The organism is Mycobacterium sp. MUNTM1 (assembly GCF_054660795.1).
In genome coordinates, this window is sequence record NZ_BAAGDE010000064.1 from 1 (window position 1) to 19,789 (window position 19,789).

Sequence of the window (19,789 nt, forward strand, 5' to 3'; positions counted from 1 at the left end):
TTCGCCGGCGTCGTCAACGACACATACTTGCCACCAAACACCGTCGTCGCCTTGATATCGGCATTCACATTCGACGGAATCAGCTTCAGGTACCGCGGATACACCTCGAGGATGAACTTCGCGGCCGGCTTCCCGTCCCGCACCGTCTCCGAGATCGACCCCACCCGGCCGATCTCCACCCCGTTATAGGTCACCTTCGAACCCGGATCCATCACCAACCCGGCCCGTGCCGCGATCATCGTCAGCTGCGTCTTTTCGGTGAAGGCCCCCCGGAATTGCCCATATACCAACGCCAAAATCAGCACGCACACGGCCAGCACGGCGACGGCGATCAACTTGAACGGCGGGGTTCGTTGCGAGTTGATCTGCACGGGTGAACCGGGACCTGATTGTGTCGACACGACCGCCGCTGCCCCTCACGTCCGCGCCGCGGCCTCCCGGGAACCGCGACGAATCACCCCCTGCTTCTGCCAGGGGCTTCGCACTCCTGCACTAACGAAGTCCAATGAAATGTACCGTGACGGCCACGATTGTGCGAACCGCCGTTCACAAAATTGACCGCTGTCGAGGCGGGAACTGGTGATGACCGTATTTCACGGCTCGGGTCTACGCTCGAGCAGAACGAGGAAAGGTGCGCGATGCTCGCAGCGTTCGGATTCGAATCCCTGGGCGTGGTCGTCGGGGACATGTACTTCATCGACCCATCCCCGCTCGAGGGTCAGGAAACCCCGGAGCGGGGAGTCAGGCTGGAACTGCGCCTCGTCGACCGCGCGGCGCCCCAGGGCTCGATCTACGCCGGCGTCCCGATCGCCTTCACCCGGCCGGTGTGGCGGGTGGACCTGTTCGGGTCCACGGAGAGCCCACCCGGGACGCTGGACCGGGCCCACCACCACCCGCGGTTCAACGGCTGGGAACCCAGCAGCCGGCACTTCGTCCCCGAGTTGTCCGCCGACCCGCTGGCCTGGCTGACCGAGCAGCTGGCCAACCCGCGCGCCATCCTGGCCCGCGCCGGCGTCGACGCCGATGGGGTCGGCGAAGCCGACACCGCCGGACTTGCGGCGGCGGCCCCGGAGATCGTCGCCGCGGTGAAACGGTTGCTCGAGGGCGTGCGCAACGGCGAATTGGCGCCGGCCCCCGCCGAGCCGGTCGCCGCCGCCCGTACCGGCTGGCTCTGACTTGCGTTAGCGTCGTGGGCGTGACCCTGAAAAACATCGCCCTGACCACGCTCGACGGCCGGTCGACCACGCTGGCCGAATTGTCCGACGGCGCAACGCTGGTCGTCAACGTCGCCTCCAAATGCGGACTGACTCCGCAGTACACAGCGCTGGAGAAGCTGGCCAAGGATTACGGCGAGCGCGGGCTGACCGTCGTCGGCGTTCCCTGCAATCAGTTCATGGGCCAGGAGCCGGGCACGGCCGACGAAATCCAGGAGTTCTGCTCGACGACGTACGGCGTGACGTTCCCGCTGTTGGCGAAGACCGATGTCAACGGTGACGACCGCCACCCGCTATACGCCGAGCTGACGAAAACCGCCGACGCCGAGGGCCAGGCCGGGGACATCCAGTGGAACTTCGAAAAGTTCCTCCTCTCCCCCGGCGGTGAGGTGGTGCAGCGGTTCCGGCCCCGCACCGAGCCCGATGCCCCCGAGGTCATCAGCGCCATCGAGGCCGTGCTGCCCCGCTAGGCATGAACCGATGGACGGCGGCGCCACGCCGACCCTCAGCTGGCTTCGCGAATTGCCTTGCGCCGCAGCCGGATACACATCGGGTCACCGTCCCGTCATCTCGGCGCCGGCGCTGGCCGATTGTTCACCGCCGCTCAGTCCTTGGGCGGCGTCGGGCCCGCCTCACTAGCGGGGGGTGCTGCGCTGTCGAGGGTCGGGGCGCCGCGCCGGCGAGCGACGGCGCCGCGAGTGAGTCGGTGAATGAGTGCGTGCTGAACGCCACCCACCAGGGTGCGTGGCGCAGTGGTGGTGTCGTCCACGCCGAACACTTCCGCGATGCTGACCAGCACGGAATCCAGTGCCGCGCCGAGTCGCCCGTAGCCACCGCGGCGGTGCACCAGGTAAGCCACCACCGCCAGGACCGTCAGCGCTATCCACACCACCAGGCTGGACCAGGCCCACCGCCGCACGACGACAGTCGCCGAGCCAAAGAGACGCCGCGCCAGGCGGCCCCGTAATCCGGGCCCGGTGCGGTCATCGTCGGACGTCATGTCGCGCCGTCTCCTGTGGGCAAGCAGGACGGTTTTGGCGGTGAAGAAAATGATAGTCCCGTACGCGGTGAGGACGTGAGAACCGCTTGTGGGCCAAACATGTCCAGGAGGCATGAAAACGGCCCCCGGAAATTCTCCGGGGGCCGTTTTACCTGGTAGCGGGGACAGGATTCGAACCTGCGACCTCTGGGTTATGAGCCCAGCGAGCTACCGAGCTGCTCCACCCCGCGTTGGTGAATGCCAGGTTACCGAACCGGCGTCACGGCGACCAAATCGCCCGCTCAGCGGCCTGGACGGCCAAATCCGGATCAGTGCGACGGCGGGTTCAGGCCATACCGCCGCGCGATGTCGTCCAGCCACTCCGGCGACCCGTACGTGAGCCCGTACTTGTCGGCGAGCTCGCCGAACTCGGGCAGCTCGTGCAGCGGCTTGCCCGCCGGGTCGTCGGCGTGCTCGACGAGCAGCTCGCCGAGTTCGCGGAAATAGTTCTCGAATCCGCCAGGGGTGATGATCTCGACGATGCGGCCCGGCTCGCTGCCGGCGTTCCACATCGCGTGCATCTGTCCGCGCGGTTTCGTGATGTAGCCGCCGGGTCCCGGGACCACTTCACTGTCGTCGGAGCGGAAGCCGATCTCGCCGGCGAGCACAAGCGAATGCTCGTCCTCGCGGGTGTGCCGGTGCGCCGCGGTGAGTAGGCCGACCGCGAACGGGTGCTCGACAATGGAGACCTCGCCACCGTTGGACGTGCCGGACAGCTTGAAGACGGCTCCGAAGCCCGGGAGAGCGACGACGTCGCCCTCCCCCGGCCGAACCACCGTGACGCCGACGGGGTCTTGACCGCTCATGCGACATACCTTCCTCGCAAAGCCGTTGCGCCGCAGGGCCTGATCATCTCGCATCGAGGATGCGGGCCTGGGTGTGCAGCGGTATCGGATCCGGCCGCAGCCGCCGCATCCATCCTGGTGGTGTATAGCGCTTCGTAGACATCCATTTCGCTATTCCGGCCAACCGTTGTGCAGGATCTGCTCGACGAAGTCGACGCGCTCGAAGGCGGGATCGAAATGCGCCAGCACGTCGTCGTTCATGGTGCCGAAGGTGGTCTGCGGGCGGTGCTTCATGCCGTCGTGGAACGCCGCCACGATGCGCTGTTTGAACTGCGGGCGCGGGTGCGCGGCCGTCACCGCGGCCAGCGCCTCGGGAGCCAACTGCTCGCGCCCGACGCCGAGAACGTCGACTTCCACGCCGGCCTGCAGCAGTGCGACCTCGGGCGCCAGGAACTCGGGCACGCCCGGGGTGGTGTGCAGAGCGATGCCCAGCCACACCTTGGCTGCGTCGGCCTCGTCGACGCCGTGGGCCGTCAGGAAGTCTCGTGCCGCGTCGGCGCCGTCGACCTCGAAGCGGATTTGCGAATCGCGATAGCGCTCGGTCAGACCGAGGTCGTGGAACATCGCACCGACGTAAAGCAACTCGACATCCGGCCGCAGACCGCGGCGCACGCCCTGCAGCGCGCCGAAGAAGAACACCCGCCGGGAATGGTTGAAGAGCAACTCGTCCTCGGTGTCGCGGATGAACTCGGTGGCCTCGCGGGCCAGCGCGCTGCCCGGTACCTGGATGCCGGCGATGGCGTCGATTGAGCTGGTGGTCATGTTTCTCGTCTCCCTGGAAAGTGACTGTTGGCTATGAGTGTGCGGCGGCGCGGACGAATCGACCCCCGCCGTTCGTGCCGTCAAGTCCTCAGAAAGCGACAGAATGGGTCGCGTGGCTGCAGCCAAAGCGCGTTCGCGGGTGGTGGTGATCGTCGTTTTCGACGGGGTGACGCTGTTGGACGTCGCGGGGGCGGGTGAGGTGTTCGCCGAGGCCAATCGGTTCGGCGCCGACTACCGGGTCAAAGTCGCGTCGCTGGATGGGCGTGACGTGACCAGCTCGATTGGGGCCCGTTTGGGCGTGACCGACAGCATTTCGGCGATCGAGTCCGCCGATACCGTCATGGTCGCCGGCAGCGACGACCTGCCGGGGCGACCCATTGACCCGGCCCTGGTCGAGGCGGTCCGAGCGGTGTCGACGCGGACGCGGCGCCTGGCGTCCATCTGCACGGGGTCGTTCATCCTCGCGCAGGCCGGGGTGCTCAGCGGCCGACGCGCCACGACGCACTGGCACGACACCCGGTTGCTGGCCCGGGCCTTCCCCGACGTCACCGTCGAGCCGGATGCGATCTTCGTCCGCGACGGCGACATCTTCACCTCCGCGGGCATCTCGTCGGGCATCGACCTGGCGCTGGCGTTGGTCGAAATGGATTACGGGACAGAGCTGGTCCGCGACGTGGCCCGGTGGCTGGTCGTCTACCTCAAACGCGCGGGCGGCCAATCACAATTCTCGGTGCTGCTCGAGACCGATCCCCCGCCACAGTCGCCGCTGCGCCCGGTCACCGATGCGATCGCGGCCGACCCCGGTGCCGACTACAGCGTGAAAAGGCTTGCGGCCCTGGCATCTTTGAGCACCCGTCAGCTGACACGGCTGTTCCGATCCGAGCTGGGCATGACCCCGGCGCGCTACGTCGAATTGGTTCGGATCGATTTCGCCCGTAACGCGCTGGAATCCGGCCGGTCGGTCAGCGAGACCGCGGGCATGGCCGGCTTCGGCAGCATCGAAACGCTGCGACGGGTGTTCGTCAATCACCTGGGCATCAGCCCGAAGGCCTATCGGGACAGGTTCCGAACGGCCTACGCCTGACGGCTACTTGGTGTTGTTGTACTTGGTGATCGCGTCGTCCAGGCGCTGCAACGCGGCGCCGTAGCCGGCGAAATCGCCCTTCTTCTGTGCGTCTTTCGCTGCGCCGAGTGCCGCCTGAATCTCTTGCAGGGCAGCGGATTTGGCGGGCGACAGCGTTACGGACCCATCGGACACCGGCGGCGCGGCCACCGGCGGCGCCGACCCGGGCGTCACGGCCGGCGCCGGCGCGCTGGCCGGCGGACTCGCCGCGGGTGTGCCGGATTCGGTGGGCTGGATGCTCGTCGCCGCCGCGCCCGCGCCCGGCCCGAACAGCCCGGTCAGCGCGTCACGCACGGTGGGGCCGTACCCGATCTTGTCGTTGTACATCATCGCCACCCGGATCAGCCGCGGGTAGGACGACGCCGCATCGCTTGCCCCCGGGGAGGCATACACGGGTTCGACGTAAAGCAGGCCGCCCTGCCCCACCGGCAGGGTCAGCAGGTTGCCCCACCGAATCCGGTTCTGGTTGTCGCGCCCGATCACGCCGAGGTCCTGCGACACCGCCGGATCGGTCGTGATCGCGTTGTTGGCCAGCTTCGGTCCGTTGACCTGACCCGGGATGGTCAGCACGGTGATCCTGCCGTACGTCGCCGGGTCGGAACTCGCGCTGATGTAGGCGGCCAGGTAATCACGCTTGAACCTGTTCATCGCGCTGGTCAGCTGATACGACGCCGTATTGTCGTTCTTCGCAATGTTTTTCGCGACGATGTAGTACGGCGGCTGGTAGCTGCTGGCCGTCGGGTTGGGATCCAGCGGCACGTCCCAGAAATCCGAGGTGGAGAAGAACGTCACCGGATCGTTGACGTGGTACTTCGCCAGCAGCATCCGCTGCACCTTGAACAGGTCCTCGGGATAGCGCAGGTGCTCGGCCAGCTCCGGGCTGATGTCGCTCTTGGGCTTCACGGTGCCCGGGAAGACCTGCATCCAGGCCTTGAGCACCGGGTCCTGCTCGTCCTGCTGGTACAGCGTGACGGTGCCGTCGTAGGCGTCCACGGTCGCCTTCACCGAGTTGCGGATGTAGGAGACCCGCTTGTCGGGCGCCAGCTTGTTGAACGCCACCTCGTTGGAGTCCGCGGTCGCCGATTCCAACGACGTGAGTTCGGAATACGGGTAGTTGTCCAGCGTGGTGTAGCCGTCGATGATCCACACCAGTCGCTTGTTGACGATCGCCGGGTACACCGAGCTGTCGGTGGTCAGCCACGGCGCCACCGCCTCCACCCGCCGGGCCGGGTCACGGTTGAACAGGATCTTGCTGTTCGAGCCGATCACGTTGGAGAACAAGAAGTTTCGCTCGGCGAATTTCGCGGCGAATACGCTGCGCGACAACCAGTCGCCGAGCGGGACGCCACCGAGGCCGGTGTAGGTGTAGTTCTTCGTCTCGTTGCTGGTCTCGTAGTCGTATTCGCGGTCGGTGCCGTTGCGCCCGACGATCGCGTAGTCGGCCGACGTGTTGGAGATGACCGGGCCGAAATAGACGCGCGGCTGGTCGAGCGGCGCCGGACCGTCGGACACCACGCCGCCGTTGGCGCCGACCACATTGACCAGGAACTCGGGGTAGCCGCCGTTTTGGTTGGGGTCGTTGGCGATTCCGCGCACCGTGTTGGCCGGCGACGCGATGAAGCCGTTGCCGTGGGTGTAGACGGTGTGCCGGTTGATCCAGTCGCGCTGGTTGTCGATCAGCCGGTCCGGGTTGAGTTCGCGCGCCGCCACCACATAGTCACGCAACGCCCCGTTGCGGTCCTGGTACCGGTCGATGGACAGCTGGTCGGGGAAGTAGTAGAAGTTCTTGCCCTGCTGGAACTGGGTGAACGCCGGGCTGACGATCGTCGGGTCGAGCAGCCGGATGTTTGACGTGGTCGCGCGGTCGTCGGCGACCTGCTGGGCGGTGGCCTGCGCGTCGCCGGTGTAGTTGCGGTAGGTGACCTGGTCCGAGGTAAGGCCGTAGGCCTGCCGGGTCGCGGCGATGCTGCGGCTGATGTATTCGCTTTCCTTTTGCGCGGCATTGGGTTTGACGCTGATCTGCTCGACGATCAACGGCCACCCGGCGCCCACGATCAGCGACGACAGCAGCAGCAGGACCAGCCCGATCGCCGGAATCCTCAAGTCCCGCAGCACGATCGCGGAGAACACCGCGGCCGCGCAGATGAGCGCGATCGCCATCAGGATCAGCTTCGCCGGCAGCACCGCATTGATGTCGGTGTAGCCGGCCCCGGTGAAGGGCTTGCCGCCGCGAGTGTGCGACAACAACTCGTAGCGGTCCAGCCAGTACGCGATCGCCTTGAGCACGACCAGCACCCCGACCAGGGTGACCAGCTGAATCCGCGCCGAGCGGCTCAGCGCGCCGGTACGACCGGACAGTCGGATGCCGCCAAAGATGTAGTGGGCCAACAGGTTGGCCACGAACGCGAGGAAGATCGCGACGAACAGGTAGCTGAGCAGCAATCGGTAGAACGGCAGCTCGAACGCATAGAAGCCGAGGTCCTTGCCGAACTGCGGGTCCTTGATGCCGAAGTCGCCGCCGTGCAGGAACAGTTGGATGCGCACCCAATAGCTTTGGGCGATGATGCCGGCCAACAGGCCGATGGCCACCGGGATCCCGGCGCTCACCAATCGCAGCCGGGACAGCACCAGGGCGCGGTAGCGCGCCACCGGATCGTTGTCGTTGCTCGGCACGAACACCGGGCGGGTGCGGTAGGCCACCGCGAGGCCGGCGAACACGATTCCGCCCACCAGCAGCCCCGCGATCAAGAAGACGACGAAACGGGTGACCAGCACGGTGGAAAACACCGAGCGATAGCCGACCTCGCCGAACCACAGCCAGTCGACGTAGGCGTCGATCAGCCGCGGACCCGCGAGCAGCAGAACGATCACACCCAGTGCGATCAGGATCAGAATTCGGCTACGCCGAGTCAGCTTCGGCATCCGTGCGGTGGGCCGCATCCCCACTGGCTACGCTCCCTGATCGATTGCTAGACGGTGACAACTCTACGCATGGCACTACCAGTGATCGCCGGGGTTCGCTAGCAGCTTGGCGGCTGCCCGCCCGCCCCGATCGTGTGCAGCGCATCCACTGCCTGGCCGAGCGTCTCGACCTTGACCAACCGCAGGCCGGACGGATTGTCCGAGCTGGCCTCGTAGCAGTTCTTCGCCGGCACCAGGAAGACGGTGGCGCCGGCCGCGTGTGCGGCGACCATCTTGTGGGTGATACCGCCGATCTGGCCGACCTTGCCGTCGGACGAGATGGTTCCGGTGCCCGCGATGAAGTTCGACTTGGCCAGGTCGCCGGTGGTCAATTTGTCGACCACCGCCAGACTGAACATCAATCCCGCGGACGGCCCGCCCACGTTGGCCAGGTTGAAGTCGACGGTGAACGGCGCCCACGGCGCGTCGAGCACCGCGACGCCGAGAAAACCGTAGTCGCGGTCCTTGTTGGCGCCCAGCGTGACCTGCGCCACTCCGGCCGGCTCGTTCTTGCGGCGATAGTCGATCGTCACCACCTGGCCCGGCTTGGTGTTCTTCAGCAATCCGGTGAACTCGTCGACGGTGGCCACCGGGACGCCGTTGACCGCGTCGATGGCGTCGCCGACCTTGAGCTTGCCCACCGACGGACCCGGCTCGGGAACCTTGGCGACCGTCACCGCCGCGGGGTACTTGAGGTAACCGAGGGCCGCGTAGGCCGCGCTGTCCTCGGACTGCTTGAAGTCCGCGTTGTTGGCCTTGTCGACGTCCTCCCGCGACTTACCGGGCGGATAGATCAGGTCGCGTGGCACCAGCTGTTCCTGGTCCGAAAGCCACAGCGTCAGCGCCTCGCCCAGCGTCAAATCGTCGCGCTGGGACACCGTCGTCATGTTGAGGTGCCCGGTCGTCGGGTGCGTCTGGGTGCCCTCGATCGCCACCACCTGCTTGCCGTCGACCTCGCCAAGCGTGTCGAAGGTCGGGCCGGGCCCCAACGACACGAACGGCACCGTCACCACCGCCAGCAACACGCCGAACACGACGATCGGCACCAGCGCGACCATCAGGGTCAGGATGCGCCTGTTCACGCCGATCACACTAGACGGCGGCCCTCGCGCGGTGTTCAGCCACAACGTTCGTTAGGAGGGTTCAGCTACAAGCTGACCCGAGGCCGCGCCGCCTGACCTTGTGGTGAGTACCGTTGGGGGTATGGCTGACCTGCCTTTCGGCTTCTCCTCGGGAGACGACCCCGACAAGCACGGGAAAAAAGATCCCGATTCGGGCTCGAACCCGTCCGACCCGTTCGCCGCCTTCGGGATGAGCGGTGAATTCGGCATGGGCGATTTGGGGCAGATCTTCACCCAACTGGGTCAGATGTTCAGCAGCGCGGGCACTGTCGGGCCCGGCGGAACCGCCTCGGGACCGGTCAATTACGAATTGGCACGGCGGGTCGCGACGAATTCGATCGGCTTTGTGGCGCCGGTTCCGGACACCACCACCTCGGCGATCGCCGACGCCGTGCATCTCGCGGAGACCTGGCTGGACGGGGCCACGGCCCTGCCCGCGGGCACCAGCAAGGCGGTGGGCTGGACTCCCGGCGACTGGGTCGACAACACGCTGGAGACGTGGAAGCGGCTGTGTGACCCGATGGCACAACAGATTTCGACGGTGTGGGCGGCGTCGCTGCCCGAAGAGGCCAAGAGCATGGCCGGTCCGCTGCTGCAGATGATGTCGCAGATGGGCGGTATGGCGTTCGGCTCGCAGCTCGGGCAGGCGCTGGGCCGACTGTCCCGCGAGGTGCTGACGTCGACGGACATCGGTTTACCGTTGGGGCCCAAGGGAATTGCGGCGGTAATGCCCGAGGCAGTCGAATCTTTCGCCTCCGGGCTGGAGCGGCCGCGCAGCGAGGTCCTGACGTTCCTGGCCGCGCGCGAGGCCGCCCATCACCGGCTGTTCAGTCACGTGCCATGGCTCTCGAGTCAACTGCTGGGCGCCGTCGAGGCCTACGCGATGGGCATGCAGATCGACATGTCCGGCATCGAGGAGCTGGCGCGCGACTTCAATCCGGCGTCACTGTCGGACCCCGCGGCGATCGAAAACCTGCTCGGGCAGGGCGTTTTCGAGCCCAAGGCGACGCCTGCGCAGATGCAGGCGCTGGAACGCCTGGAGACGCTGCTCGCCCTGATCGAGGGCTGGGTGCAGGTGGTGGTCGCCGGCGCGCTGGGCGACCGTATTCCCGGCGCGGCCGCGCTGGGCGAGACGATGCGCCGCCGCCGGGCCAGCAGCGGGCCCGCCGAGCAGACCTTCGCGACCCTCGTCGGGCTGGAGCTGCGGCCCCGCAAGATGCGTGAGGCCGCCGCGTTCTGGGAGCGGCTGACGGAGGCCGCCGGGGTGGACGCCCGCGACGGCATCTGGCAACACCCCGACCTGCTGCCCGACGCCGAGGACCTCGACGAACCGGCGGGCTTCATCGACCGCGTCATCGGCGGCGACACCAGCGGAATCGACGAGGCCATCGCCAAACTCGAGCGCGAGGGCCAGGACCCCGAGGGCCCGGGCACCGGGTCTGTGGATAACTGACCCGGGATTCACTGACGCCCGCCGAGAGGTGGGATCAGCAGTACGCTCATGCGGTGGCGGAAACGTCATACGCCCAGTGCGGCGACCTCAGTCTGGCGTATCAGGTGTTCGGCGACGGACCGGTCGAACTCGTCTTCGTCGGGCCGTTCATCACCCACGTCGAGATGTTCTGGGCGATGCCTGAGTACAAGGCTTTCTTCGATCAGCTCGCCACGTTCTGTCGGGTCCTGCTGTTCGATAAGGCCGGCATGGGGCTGTCGGATCCCATTCCGAGAGTTCGGTTACTCGAGGAGCGCGTGGCTGAGATCGAGGCGGTCATGGACGCCGTCGGCTTCGAAAAGCCCGTGCTTTTCGGCATGAGCGAAGGTGGCCCCCAGTCCATTGCGTTCGCGGCCAAACGCCCGGAGCGAACACGGGCGTTGATCATCTACGGCTCGTTCGCGTTCGCCCCCGGCGGCAGCTGGAGCGACCTGGAGTGCGACCCGGCCGAGCTGCGGGCGCGCGTTCTTGCCGAGGTGGGTGAGGAATACACGCCGTCGTCGGCCCAGATCGAGAACTTCCAAGAATTCGTCCGTGCCGTTCGCTCGGCATGGGGCAGTGGCGCCTCGGCGAAGTGGATGTCCCAGATGGCCCCGTCGATCCGGGGGACGCGCCAGGCCGCGATGCTCGAGCGCATGTGCGCGAGCCCGGGGATGATTCGGGCAACGCTGGAGACGAACTTCCGGCTCGACGTGCGGCCGATTTTGTCGACGCTTTCCGTACCCACCCTGGTCATCCATGCCCGCGACGACCTCATGCCGCTGGTGTGCGGCCGCTACCTCGCCGCCAATATTCCTGGCGCGCAATACCTCGAGGTGGACGGCGCGGCCCACGCGCCCTGGTTGACCGAGCCCGACACGATCCTGACCACGATCGAGGAGTTCCTGACCGGCAGCCATGCTGCGCCGTCGCAGTCCCATCGCGCCCTGCGCACGGTCTTGTTCACCGACATCGTCGCCTCGACGCAGCACGCTGCAGCGACGGGCGATGAGCGCTGGCGCGCCGTGCTGCACCGCTTCGGGGAGATCACCGCCGAACTCACGCAGCGATTCGGGGGCGCGGTCGTCAAGAGCACCGGCGACGGCCACCTGGCCACGTTCGACGGCCCGACGCAGGCCATTCGCTGTGCCGAAGCGTTGCGCGCCGACGCCGAGACTCTCGGCATCGAGATCCGCGTGGGCATCCACACCGGCGAGTGCGAACTGATGGACGGCGACATTGGTGGGCTGGCAGTCCACATCGCGGCGCGGATCATGGGTCGGGCGGCGGCCGGTGAAATCCTCGTGTCTCGAACCGTGTCTGACCTCGTGGTCGGGTCGGGCACGGGTTTCGAGGATCGCGGCGGTGTCGAATTGCGTGGCGTGCCGGGCAGCTGGCAACTCCTGGCGGTGGATCGCCGCGGCCCGCGGGCAGGCTCGGCCGAGGCCGAGCTGGCATCAACGCCGACCCCTCACCGCCGGACCGCCATGCGCCGCTCGGACCGCGCCGTGGAAGCGGTCGCCCGGCGGACACCATGGATCGTGCGCGGTATGGTTCGCCTCGCCCCCACCAACGGTGGCAGATGAACATCCTCGACGAGGTCGCCGGGACAGCGAGCGGGTGCTCGGCTGAGACGAGCTTCTGTGGATAACTGACCCCAGCCGTCGCCGGCGGCGTGCCACAGTGGCGCGGTGGTTCAGCGGTGCCAGGGCCTCCTTTCCACCTATGCGCTCGATCCGGCGCTGCCGGTACTGCTGCGCCCCGACGGCGCGGTCCAGGTGGGCTGGGATCCCCGCCGCGCAGTGCTGGTCCGCCCGCCGGGCGGCCTGGCGGCGGCCGAGCTGGCCACGCTGTTGCGGACCATGTGGTCGCCGACCCCGCTCTCCGAGTTGCGGCGCCGCGCGCTCGATTTCGGCCTGACCGACGCCGACGGTCTGCGAAACCTGGTCGCGCGATTGGTCGATGCCGGCGTGGCCACCGAATGCGGCCGGCCGCGCGCCCGGGCCGCCTCGGTCCGGATCCACGGCCGCGGGCCGCTGTCCGAGCTCCTGGTGGAGACGTTGCGCTGCTCGGGCGCCCGCATCGCGCACAGCAGCCAACCGCACGCCGCCGTAAAGGCCGACGACGTCGATCTGGTGGTGTTGTCGGACTTCCTGGTCGCCGACCCGCGCCTGGTGCGCGACCTGCACCACCAGGGCGTCGCGCATCTGTCGGTGCGGGTGCGCGACGGCATCGGGTTGGTGGGCCCGCTGGTGATTCCCGGGGTGACCAGCTGCCTGGGCTGCGCCGACCTGCACCGCCGGGACCGCGACGCGGCGTGGCCGGCCATCTGCGCGCAGCTGCGCGAGACCGTCGGCGTCGCCGATCGGGCCACCGTGCTGGCGACGGCGGCGCTGGCGCTCAGCCAGGTGAACCGGGTGATCGCGGCCGTGCACGGGCAGGAGGCGGCTGACCCGGCACCGCCCCCGACGCTGAACGCGACCCTGGAATTCGATCTGCACTCCGGCGCGCTCGTCACGCGGCCGTGGGCCAAACACCCGCTGTGCTCGTGCTGACCGGGTCGACGATCCGACGCGCTGTAGTGAAGGCCACATTCACGATCGAGTCCCGTTGACCAGCCCGTTAATTAGCTTGACAACGTGCGTTGTCGACATCGCTCCACATCGCGCTGGCCATCATGGATGATGGGTACGTGTCTGACATCAAACGGGGCCGCGCTGCGCGGAACGCGAAGCTGGCCAGCATTCCGGTCGGATTCGCCGGCCGGGCAGCGATCGGATTCGGTAAACGGCTGACCGGCAAGTCCAGGGACGAGGTCCAGGCCGAGCTTCTGGAAAAGGCCGCCCACCAACTGTTCACCGTCTTGGGCGAGCTCAAGGGCGGCGCGATGAAGGTGGGCCAGGCCCTCTCGGTGCTCGAGGCCGCCATTCCCGAGGAGTTCGGTGAGCCGTACCGCGAAGCGCTGACCAAGCTGCAAAAGGACGCCCCGCCCCTGCCCGCCGCCAAGGTGCACCGGGTGCTCGACGCCCAGCTGGGCACCAAGTGGCGCGGCCGGTTCAGCTCGTTCGACGACACCCCGGTGGCCTCGGCCAGCATCGGCCAGGTGCACAAGGGTGTCTGGGCCGACGGCCGCGAGGTGGCCGTCAAGATCCAGTACCCCGGCGCCGACGAGGCGCTGCGGGCCGACCTCAAGACCATGCAGCGGCTGGTCGGCGTGTTCAAGCAGCTCGCGCCGGGCGCCGACGTGCAGGGCGTCGTCGACGAGCTGATCGAGCGCACCGAGATGGAGCTGGACTACCGGCTGGAAGCCGAGAACCAGCGCGCCTTCGCCAAGGCGTATCAGGACCATCCGCACTTTGCGGTGCCGCGCATCGTGGCCAGCGCGCCGAAGGTGGTGATCCAGGAGTGGATGCAGGGCACGCCGATGGCCGAGATCATCCGGCACGGCACCGTCGAGCAGCGCGACTTGATGGGCACCCGGCTGCTCGAGCTCACCTTTGACGCGCCGCGGCGGCTGGGCATGCTGCACGGCGACGCCCACCCGGGCAACTTCATGCTGCTTCCCGATGGCCGCATGGGTGTGATCGACTTCGGCGCCGTGGCCGCGCTGCCCGGCGGCCTGCCGATCGAGCTCGGGATGAGCATCCGGTTGGCCCGCGACAAGAACTACGACCTGTTGCTGCCGACGATGGAGAAGGCCGGCTTCATCCAGAAGGGCCAGCAGGTGTCGGTGCGCGACATCGACGACATGCTGCGCCAGTACGTCGAACCGGTCGAGGTCGAAGTCTTCCACTACACCCGTAAGTGGCTGCAGAAGATGTCGGCCATCGAGATCGATCGGTCGGTGTCGCAGATCCGGACCGCCCGGCAGATGGACCTGCCGCCCAAACTGGTCATCCCGATGCGGGTGATCATGTCGGTGGCCGCGATCCTGTGTCAGCTCGATGCGCACGTGCCGATCAAGGCGCTGTCCGAGGAACTGGTGCCCGGCTTCGCCGAACCCGACAACGCCGTCATCTAGTTCGGGCGCCCTAGGCGGCGGCCCCGTCTTGGCGCTGGTCCTTGCGGGGACGCCCGCGGGGCCGTTTGAAGCTCAGCACCGAACCGCGGTCGATGATTTCGCCGCCCCACACCCCCCAGGGTTCGGCGCGTTCCAACGCGGCCGCAAGGCACGGACGCCGTACCGGGCAGCCGGCGCAGAGGGTCTTGGCCTTCTCGAGGTCGGCCGGGGTGTCGGCGAACCACAGGTCGGGATCGCCGACGTGACACGGCAGGGGTTGTCTGGGGACCGTCGGTGCCGACATGTCCTACCACCTACTTCCTGGTCTGGTTGCTGTCCTTGGCAGTGATCCGGACCAGGTCGAAGAGGTGCCGACCCTACAACTATGGCCACGGATCCTTGCGACTTCGGGTCCGTGGCCATTTGGGAGAAAACCGGGCTGGTGCTACCTCGGTGGGCCCCCGACATCTACGGACGCGTCGGTCGCGGCGGCGGCGCGATGCTTACGCGCGGCCGCCGAGGCGGCGTGTGCGGCATAGGAGGTACCCACGGCCAGCGCCGCGCGGACCACGCCTACACCGAACGCGTTGCTGAGCATCGTGGCCACCCTCCTTTTCTCCGTAGTGCCGAGTTGCGGTTTCGAGGGTAAACGGTCACCGCCGGTGACCACAACCGATTTTCTGACCAGTGGGTTTACCGGTCAGCGCCCGCGGACCAGTCCCAACACGTCGGGGCCATACTGCTCCAGCTTGCGGGCGCCGATGCCCGGAATCGCGATCAGCGCGTCCTCGTCGCCGGGCCGCAGCTCGGCGATGGCGATCAGCGTGTTGTCGGTGAAGACCACGTAGGCGGGCACCTTCTGCTCCTTGGCGATGTCCAGCCGCCAGGCCTTGAGCCGCAGCAGCAGTTCCTCGTCGACGTCACCGGCGCAGGTCTCACAGCGGCGCAGCATGACGGCCGCCGGGGTGGTCAGGTTGTTGTTGCAGATCCGGCAACGGGTCGCGCTGCCCCGGTTGCGCCGCGACCTGTTCGGCGCCGCGTCGGCCCGCGCCTGGGGCGCTATGCCGTTGAGGAAGCGCGAGGGCTTGCGGCTCTGGCGCCCGCCCGGGCTGCGGGCCAGCGCCCAACTGAGCCCCAAATGTACTCGGGCCCTGGTGATTCCGACATAGAGCAGCCGCCGCTCCTCCTCGACCGCCTCGCTCTCGGCGCCGTGCGCCAACGCGTGCGAGATCGGCAGCGTGCCGTCGGCCAGGCCGACCAGAAACACCGCGTCCCACTCGAGTCCCTTGGCGGCATGCAACGACGCCAGCGCGACGCCCTGCACCACCGGTGGGTGGCGCGCGTCGGCCCTCGTCCGCAGCTCGGCCACCAGGCCGGGAAGTTCCAGCTGCGGACGTTGCGCCACCTCGTCGTCGACCAGCTCGGCCAGCGCGGCCAGCGCCTCCCAGCGCTCCCGGGCGCGGGCGCCGACGGGCTCCTCGGCCGTCAGCCCCAGCGGTTCCAGGATCCCCCGGACCACGTCGGGTAACGGCCCTTCGGTACCGCGCTCGGCGGCCCGATGCAGCGCCAGCAGGGCCTGCTTGATCTCCTGGCGGTTGAAGAAGCCCTCGCCGCCGCGAACCTGATAGGCGATGCCGGCCTCGGTCAGCGCCTCCTCGTAGATCTCCGATTGCGCGTTGACCCGGTACAGCACCGCGATCTCCGACGGCGGCGTACCGGATTCGATGAGCCGCTTGATCGACGCCGCGACCGCGGCGGCCTCGGCCGGTTCGTCGGGATACTCGTGGAACGACGGCGCCGGGCCGGGCGACCGCTGACCTACCAGGTGCAGCTTGCTGCCGGCGACCCGGCCGCGGGCCGCGGCGATGACCTGGTTTGCCAACGACACCACCTGCGGGGTGGACCGGTAGTCGCGCTCCAGGCGCACCACGGTGGCGTCAGGAAACCGGCGGGAGAAGTCGAGCAGGAACCGCGGCGAGGCCCCGGTGAACGAATAGATGGTCTGGTTGGCGTCGCCCACCACGGTCAGGTCGTCGCGATCGCCGAGCCACGCCGCGAGCACCCGCTGCTGCAACGGCGTGACGTCCTGGTATTCGTCGACGACGAAGCAGCGATAGCGGTCCCGGAACTCCTCGGCCACCGCGGGATCGTTCTCGATCGCGGCCGCGGTGTGCAGCAGCAGGTCGTCGAAGTCGAGCAGGGTGACGTTGTCGCCGCGGGCCTTCAGCGCCTCATAGGCGGCGTAGACGGTGGCGACCCGGGCGGCGTCCAACGGGATGTCGCGGGCGGCGGCGGCCACCGCTGCCGGGTATTCCTCGGGCCCGATCAGCGACGCCTTGGCCCATTCGATCTCGCCGGCCAGGTCGCGCACATCGTCGGTGCCGACGTTGATCCGGGCGCGGCTGGCCGCACGGGCTACGACGGCGAACTTGCTGTCCAGCAGCTGCCACCCGGTGTCGCCGACCACCCGCGGCCAGAAATACCGCAGCTGCCGGTGGGCGGCCGCGTGGAACGTCAGGGCCGATACCGCGCCGACGGTGATGCCCTCGCCGGCGGCGGCGTCGATCATCCGCAGCCTGGAGCGCATCTCCCCCGCCGCCCGCTGGGTGAACGTGACGGCCAGTACCTGACCGGCCGCGACGTGACCGCTGGCGACCAGCTGAGCGATCCGGTGCGTGATCGTGCGGGTCTTTCCCGTTCCGGCGCCGGCGAGCACACAGACCGGGCCGCGGGGAGCCAGCACGGCCTCGCGCTGCTCGTCGTCCAGCCCGGCTGTCAAAGGATCGGCGACCGTCGGCATGGCGTCCATCTTGGCAGCGGTCGCCGACAAACCCGGGGCATCGCCACGCCTTATTCGGCGGGCTTGGCGTGTCGCCCCGGCGAGTCGGCGGATCTTTTCGCGGCCGGCCTCGCGGCTGGGCGGTACCCCCGGCGCGGAATGCGGCGTCGCCGGGCTACGTTAACGAGCTATGACCTCTGCCCCGCTCACCGTCTACACGACCTCCTGGTGTGGCTACTGCCATCGGCTCATGACCGTGCTCAAGTCCAACGGCATTCCCTACGAGGCGGTCGACATCGAGCACGACGCGGCGGCCGCTGATTTCGTCAGCTCGGTCAATGGCGGCAACCGGACGGTTCCGACGGTGAAATTCGCCGACGGATCGACGCTGACCAATCCGAGCGCCGCCGAGGTGAAGGCGAAGCTGGCCGAGGCCGCCAACTAGGCGCCGGTCAGTCGATCGCGGCCCAGGATTCGATGATCACGCGGGCGATCGAGATCGACCCGGGCAGAAGAAGATTCGACTCCGACGAGCTGGACCAGTCCCCGGCCGCCAGCGCGGTGCGCACCTCGTCGCGCGTGAACCACGCCGCCTCGGCGATCTCGCCGTCGTTGAACGAGAACTCCTCGGCCGGGTCGGCGACGGCGTGGAAGCCGACCATCAGCGAGCGCGGGAACGGCCACGGCTGACTGCCCAGGTATCGCACGTCGCGGACGGTCAGCCCGATCTCCTCGCGAATCTCCCGGGCCACGCACACCTCGAACGACTCACCCGCCTCCACGAATCCGGCCAGCAGCGAGAACATCCGCTCCGGCCACACTGCCTGGCGGGCGAGCACCGCGCGATCGGCGCCGTCGTGGACCAGGCAGATCACCGCCGGGTCGATACGCGGGAACTCCTCGTGACCGGTCACCGGGTTGATGCGCGACCAGCCCGCCCGGGCCGGCCTCGTCGGCGAACCGTCCACGGAGCTGAAGCGTGCCTTCTCATGCCAATTCAGCAGCGCGGCGGCCGCGGACACCAGCTGGCTGCTGGTGTCGTCGAAGATCGGGCCGAGACTGCGCAGGTTCACCACCTCGGCATGCGCGGTCGGGTCGTCCGGAGCCTGCAGCGCGCCGCGGATGCCCCAGACGTGGCGGCCGTCCTCGATGCGGCCCAGAAACACCGCCTCCGGCGGCGGCTTGTCGCCCACGTCGGCGGCCGCGCCGAGCACCACCCGACCGTTCGCGACGAGCACCTGGTTGCGCGAATCCACCCGCAGCAGCGCTGCATCCGCCCAGCCGGCGGCGGCCGCGTCGACGTCGGTGCGCAGCTGATCGGCGCGATCGGCGCCCACCCGCGACAGCAGCGGGACGCTGCGCAATTGAAAGTCCGCGATCGCCATCAGTGGTCGGCGTTTCGGATGTAGAGCAGCCGGTCGCTGGCCTCGATGGCGTCCACTTCCGGGGCGCCGATGCGCAGCAGGTGACCGTCGCGCACCACACCGAGCACGATGTCGCGCAGGTGCCGCGGCGATCCCCCGACCTCGGCCTGCTCCACTTCGCGCTCGGCGATGGCCAGCCCGATGTCGGGTGTCAGCAGGTCCTCGATCATCTCCACGACGCTGGGCGTGGTGGTGGCCAGGCCGAGAAGCCGTCCCGCGGTGGCCGAGGACACCACCACCGAGTTCGCGCCCGACTGCTGCAGCAGGTGCTGGTTCTCGGTCTCCCGGATGGAGGCGACGATCTTGGCGTGGGGCGCGATTTCACGCGCGGTCAGCGTCACCAGCACCGCGGTGTCGTCGCGGCTGGTGGCGACGATGATGGACGCCGCATGCTGGGCGCCGGCCAGCCGCAGCACGTCGGCCTTGGTGGCATCACCGTGCAGGGTGACCAGGCCGGCGCTTTCGGCGTGCTCGAGCGTGCTGCGATCGGTGTCGACGACGACGACCTCCGTCTGGACGGTCTCGTCACCGAGGATGGCCGCGACCGCGGTCTTTCCCTTGGTGCCGTAGCCGATCACGATGGTGTGGTTGCGCACTCTGCTCCTCCAACGCTGAATCTTCCACCCTTGGCGAGACCGCTCGGAGAGCACTTCGAGCGTGGTGCCGACCAACACGGCCAGGAACGCGATCCGCAGCGCGGTGAAGATCAGCGTGTGCACCAGGCGCGCGGTCTCGGTGTACGGCGTGATGTCGCCGTAGCCGGTGGTCGACAGCGACACCGCGGAGAAGTACACGCAGTCCAAGAAGGTCAGCGGTTGGTTGCGCACGTCGCGGTACCCGTCGCGATCCAGGTAGACGATGACCGCCGCGACGAACAGCACCACCAGCGCGATGGCCAGGCGCCGGCTGATGACGCGAATAGGACTCGCGTGCTCCTCGGGGATGCGCACCACGCCGATCAGCTGGTGACCCCGCTGAGCCGTCAGGGTTTCGTCCAGACCGCGCAGCCTTCGGGACCTACCGTTGCCCATGGCGGCCCGTCATCGATTG

General features: G+C 68.1%; 19 protein-coding genes and 1 tRNA gene. 8 read left to right on the forward strand and 12 right to left on the reverse strand.

The window, feature by feature from the left end:
* Positions 1 to 371 (reverse strand): MlaD family protein (locus ACYQ8K_RS25910; RefSeq protein ID WP_459973621.1); only part of this gene is annotated, 371 nt, incomplete at its 3' end.
* A gap of 267 nt (positions 372 to 638) precedes the next feature.
* Between ACYQ8K_RS25910 and ACYQ8K_RS25915 the strand changes: the two genes are divergently transcribed.
* Both ACYQ8K_RS25915 and ACYQ8K_RS25920 read left to right on the forward strand, forming a co-directional pair.
* Positions 639 to 1,175 (forward strand): hypothetical protein, encoded by a 537-nt coding sequence (locus ACYQ8K_RS25915; RefSeq protein ID WP_459973574.1) that lies wholly within the window; start codon positions 639 to 641, stop codon positions 1,173 to 1,175.
* Between the two features lie 20 nt (positions 1,176 to 1,195).
* Positions 1,196 to 1,684, forward strand: a complete 489-nt coding sequence (locus ACYQ8K_RS25920) for a glutathione peroxidase (RefSeq protein ID WP_459973576.1) — start codon at positions 1,196 to 1,198, stop codon at positions 1,682 to 1,684.
* A gap of 134 nt (positions 1,685 to 1,818) precedes the next feature.
* Here the strand turns inward: ACYQ8K_RS25920 and ACYQ8K_RS25925 are convergent, their stop codons facing one another.
* The 4 genes from ACYQ8K_RS25925 to ACYQ8K_RS25940 all read right to left on the reverse strand — a co-directional run bounded on the left by ACYQ8K_RS25925 (position 1,819) and on the right by ACYQ8K_RS25940 (position 3,860).
* Complete coding sequence (locus ACYQ8K_RS25925) at positions 1,819 to 2,214, reverse strand: hypothetical protein (protein WP_459973578.1); 396 nt, start codon at positions 2,212 to 2,214, stop codon at positions 1,819 to 1,821.
* A gap of 153 nt (positions 2,215 to 2,367) precedes the next feature.
* Positions 2,368 to 2,444 (reverse strand) — tRNA-Met (locus tag ACYQ8K_RS25930).
* Between the two features lie 78 nt (positions 2,445 to 2,522).
* On the reverse strand, positions 2,523 to 3,059 hold the full coding sequence (locus tag ACYQ8K_RS25935) for a cupin domain-containing protein (RefSeq protein ID WP_459973580.1): 537 nt from the start codon (positions 3,057 to 3,059) through the stop codon (positions 2,523 to 2,525).
* Positions 3,060 to 3,209: 150 nt separating this feature from the next.
* Positions 3,210 to 3,860 (reverse strand): HD domain-containing protein, encoded by a 651-nt coding sequence (locus ACYQ8K_RS25940; RefSeq protein ID WP_459973582.1) that lies wholly within the window; start codon positions 3,858 to 3,860, stop codon positions 3,210 to 3,212.
* Between the two features lie 103 nt (positions 3,861 to 3,963).
* On the opposite strand from ACYQ8K_RS25940, the gene ACYQ8K_RS25945 reads away from it, so the two are divergent.
* Positions 3,964 to 4,944, forward strand: coding sequence for a GlxA family transcriptional regulator (locus ACYQ8K_RS25945; protein WP_459973584.1), 981 nt, complete (start codon positions 3,964 to 3,966; stop codon positions 4,942 to 4,944).
* Between the two features lie 3 nt (positions 4,945 to 4,947).
* On the opposite strand, the gene ACYQ8K_RS25950 is transcribed toward ACYQ8K_RS25945, so the two are convergent.
* Complete coding sequence (locus ACYQ8K_RS25950; protein ID WP_459973586.1) at positions 4,948 to 7,929, reverse strand: UPF0182 family protein; 2,982 nt, start codon at positions 7,927 to 7,929, stop codon at positions 4,948 to 4,950.
* A gap of 74 nt (positions 7,930 to 8,003) precedes the next feature.
* Positions 8,004 to 9,026: a YlbL family protein gene (locus ACYQ8K_RS25955; protein ID WP_459973588.1), complete on the reverse strand. Its 1,023-nt coding sequence runs from the start codon at positions 9,024 to 9,026 to the stop codon at positions 8,004 to 8,006.
* 103 nt (positions 9,027 to 9,129) lie between these two features.
* Here ACYQ8K_RS25955 and ACYQ8K_RS25960 point away from each other — a divergent pair, with 103 nt between their 5' ends.
* The 4 genes from ACYQ8K_RS25960 (at position 9,130) to ACYQ8K_RS25975 (ending at position 14,557) form a co-directional block, all read left to right on the forward strand.
* Complete coding sequence (locus ACYQ8K_RS25960) at positions 9,130 to 10,518, forward strand: zinc-dependent metalloprotease (protein WP_459973590.1); 1,389 nt, start codon at positions 9,130 to 9,132, stop codon at positions 10,516 to 10,518.
* A gap of 53 nt (positions 10,519 to 10,571) precedes the next feature.
* Entirely contained in the window at positions 10,572 to 12,122 is a 1,551-nt protein-coding gene (locus ACYQ8K_RS25965; protein WP_459973591.1) for an adenylate/guanylate cyclase domain-containing protein, read from the forward strand.
* Positions 12,123 to 12,227: 105 nt separating this feature from the next.
* Positions 12,228 to 13,091: a cyclodehydratase gene (locus ACYQ8K_RS25970; RefSeq protein WP_459973593.1), complete on the forward strand. Its 864-nt coding sequence runs from the start codon at positions 12,228 to 12,230 to the stop codon at positions 13,089 to 13,091.
* A gap of 122 nt (positions 13,092 to 13,213) precedes the next feature.
* Positions 13,214 to 14,557, forward strand: a complete 1,344-nt coding sequence (locus ACYQ8K_RS25975; RefSeq protein ID WP_459973623.1) for a macrolide-binding ATPase MABP-1 — start codon at positions 13,214 to 13,216, stop codon at positions 14,555 to 14,557.
* A 10-nt stretch (positions 14,558 to 14,567) separates the two neighbouring features.
* On the opposite strand, the gene ACYQ8K_RS25980 is transcribed toward ACYQ8K_RS25975, so the two are convergent.
* The 3 genes from ACYQ8K_RS25980 to ACYQ8K_RS25990 all read right to left on the reverse strand — a co-directional run bounded on the left by ACYQ8K_RS25980 (position 14,568) and on the right by ACYQ8K_RS25990 (position 17,336).
* Positions 14,568 to 14,840 (reverse strand): WhiB family transcriptional regulator, encoded by a 273-nt coding sequence (locus tag ACYQ8K_RS25980; protein WP_459973595.1) that lies wholly within the window; start codon positions 14,838 to 14,840, stop codon positions 14,568 to 14,570.
* Positions 14,841 to 14,981: 141 nt separating this feature from the next.
* Entirely contained in the window at positions 14,982 to 15,134 is a 153-nt protein-coding gene (locus tag ACYQ8K_RS25985; protein ID WP_459973596.1) for a hypothetical protein, read from the reverse strand.
* Between the two features lie 102 nt (positions 15,135 to 15,236).
* Positions 15,237 to 17,336 carry an ATP-dependent DNA helicase UvrD2 gene (locus ACYQ8K_RS25990; protein ID WP_459973598.1) on the reverse strand — a complete coding sequence of 700 codons (2,100 nt, stop codon included), beginning with the start codon at positions 17,334 to 17,336 and terminating at the stop codon, positions 15,237 to 15,239.
* A gap of 169 nt (positions 17,337 to 17,505) precedes the next feature.
* On the opposite strand from ACYQ8K_RS25990, the gene mrx1 reads away from it, so the two are divergent.
* Positions 17,506 to 17,760: a mycoredoxin Mrx1 gene (gene mrx1 / locus ACYQ8K_RS25995; protein ID WP_448304850.1), complete on the forward strand. Its 255-nt coding sequence runs from the start codon at positions 17,506 to 17,508 to the stop codon at positions 17,758 to 17,760.
* A 7-nt stretch (positions 17,761 to 17,767) separates the two neighbouring features.
* On the opposite strand, the gene nudC is transcribed toward mrx1, so the two are convergent.
* A complete protein-coding gene (gene nudC / locus ACYQ8K_RS26000) occupies positions 17,768 to 18,700 on the reverse strand; it encodes an NAD(+) diphosphatase (protein ID WP_459973601.1) in 933 nt (310 codons plus the stop codon).
* Positions 18,700 to 19,770 carry a potassium channel family protein gene (locus tag ACYQ8K_RS26005; RefSeq protein ID WP_459973602.1) on the reverse strand — a complete coding sequence of 357 codons (1,071 nt, stop codon included), beginning with the start codon at positions 19,768 to 19,770 and terminating at the stop codon, positions 18,700 to 18,702. Before ACYQ8K_RS26005 ends, nudC begins: the two co-directional genes overlap by 1 nt.
* Positions 19,771 to 19,789 lie beyond the last annotated feature (19 nt).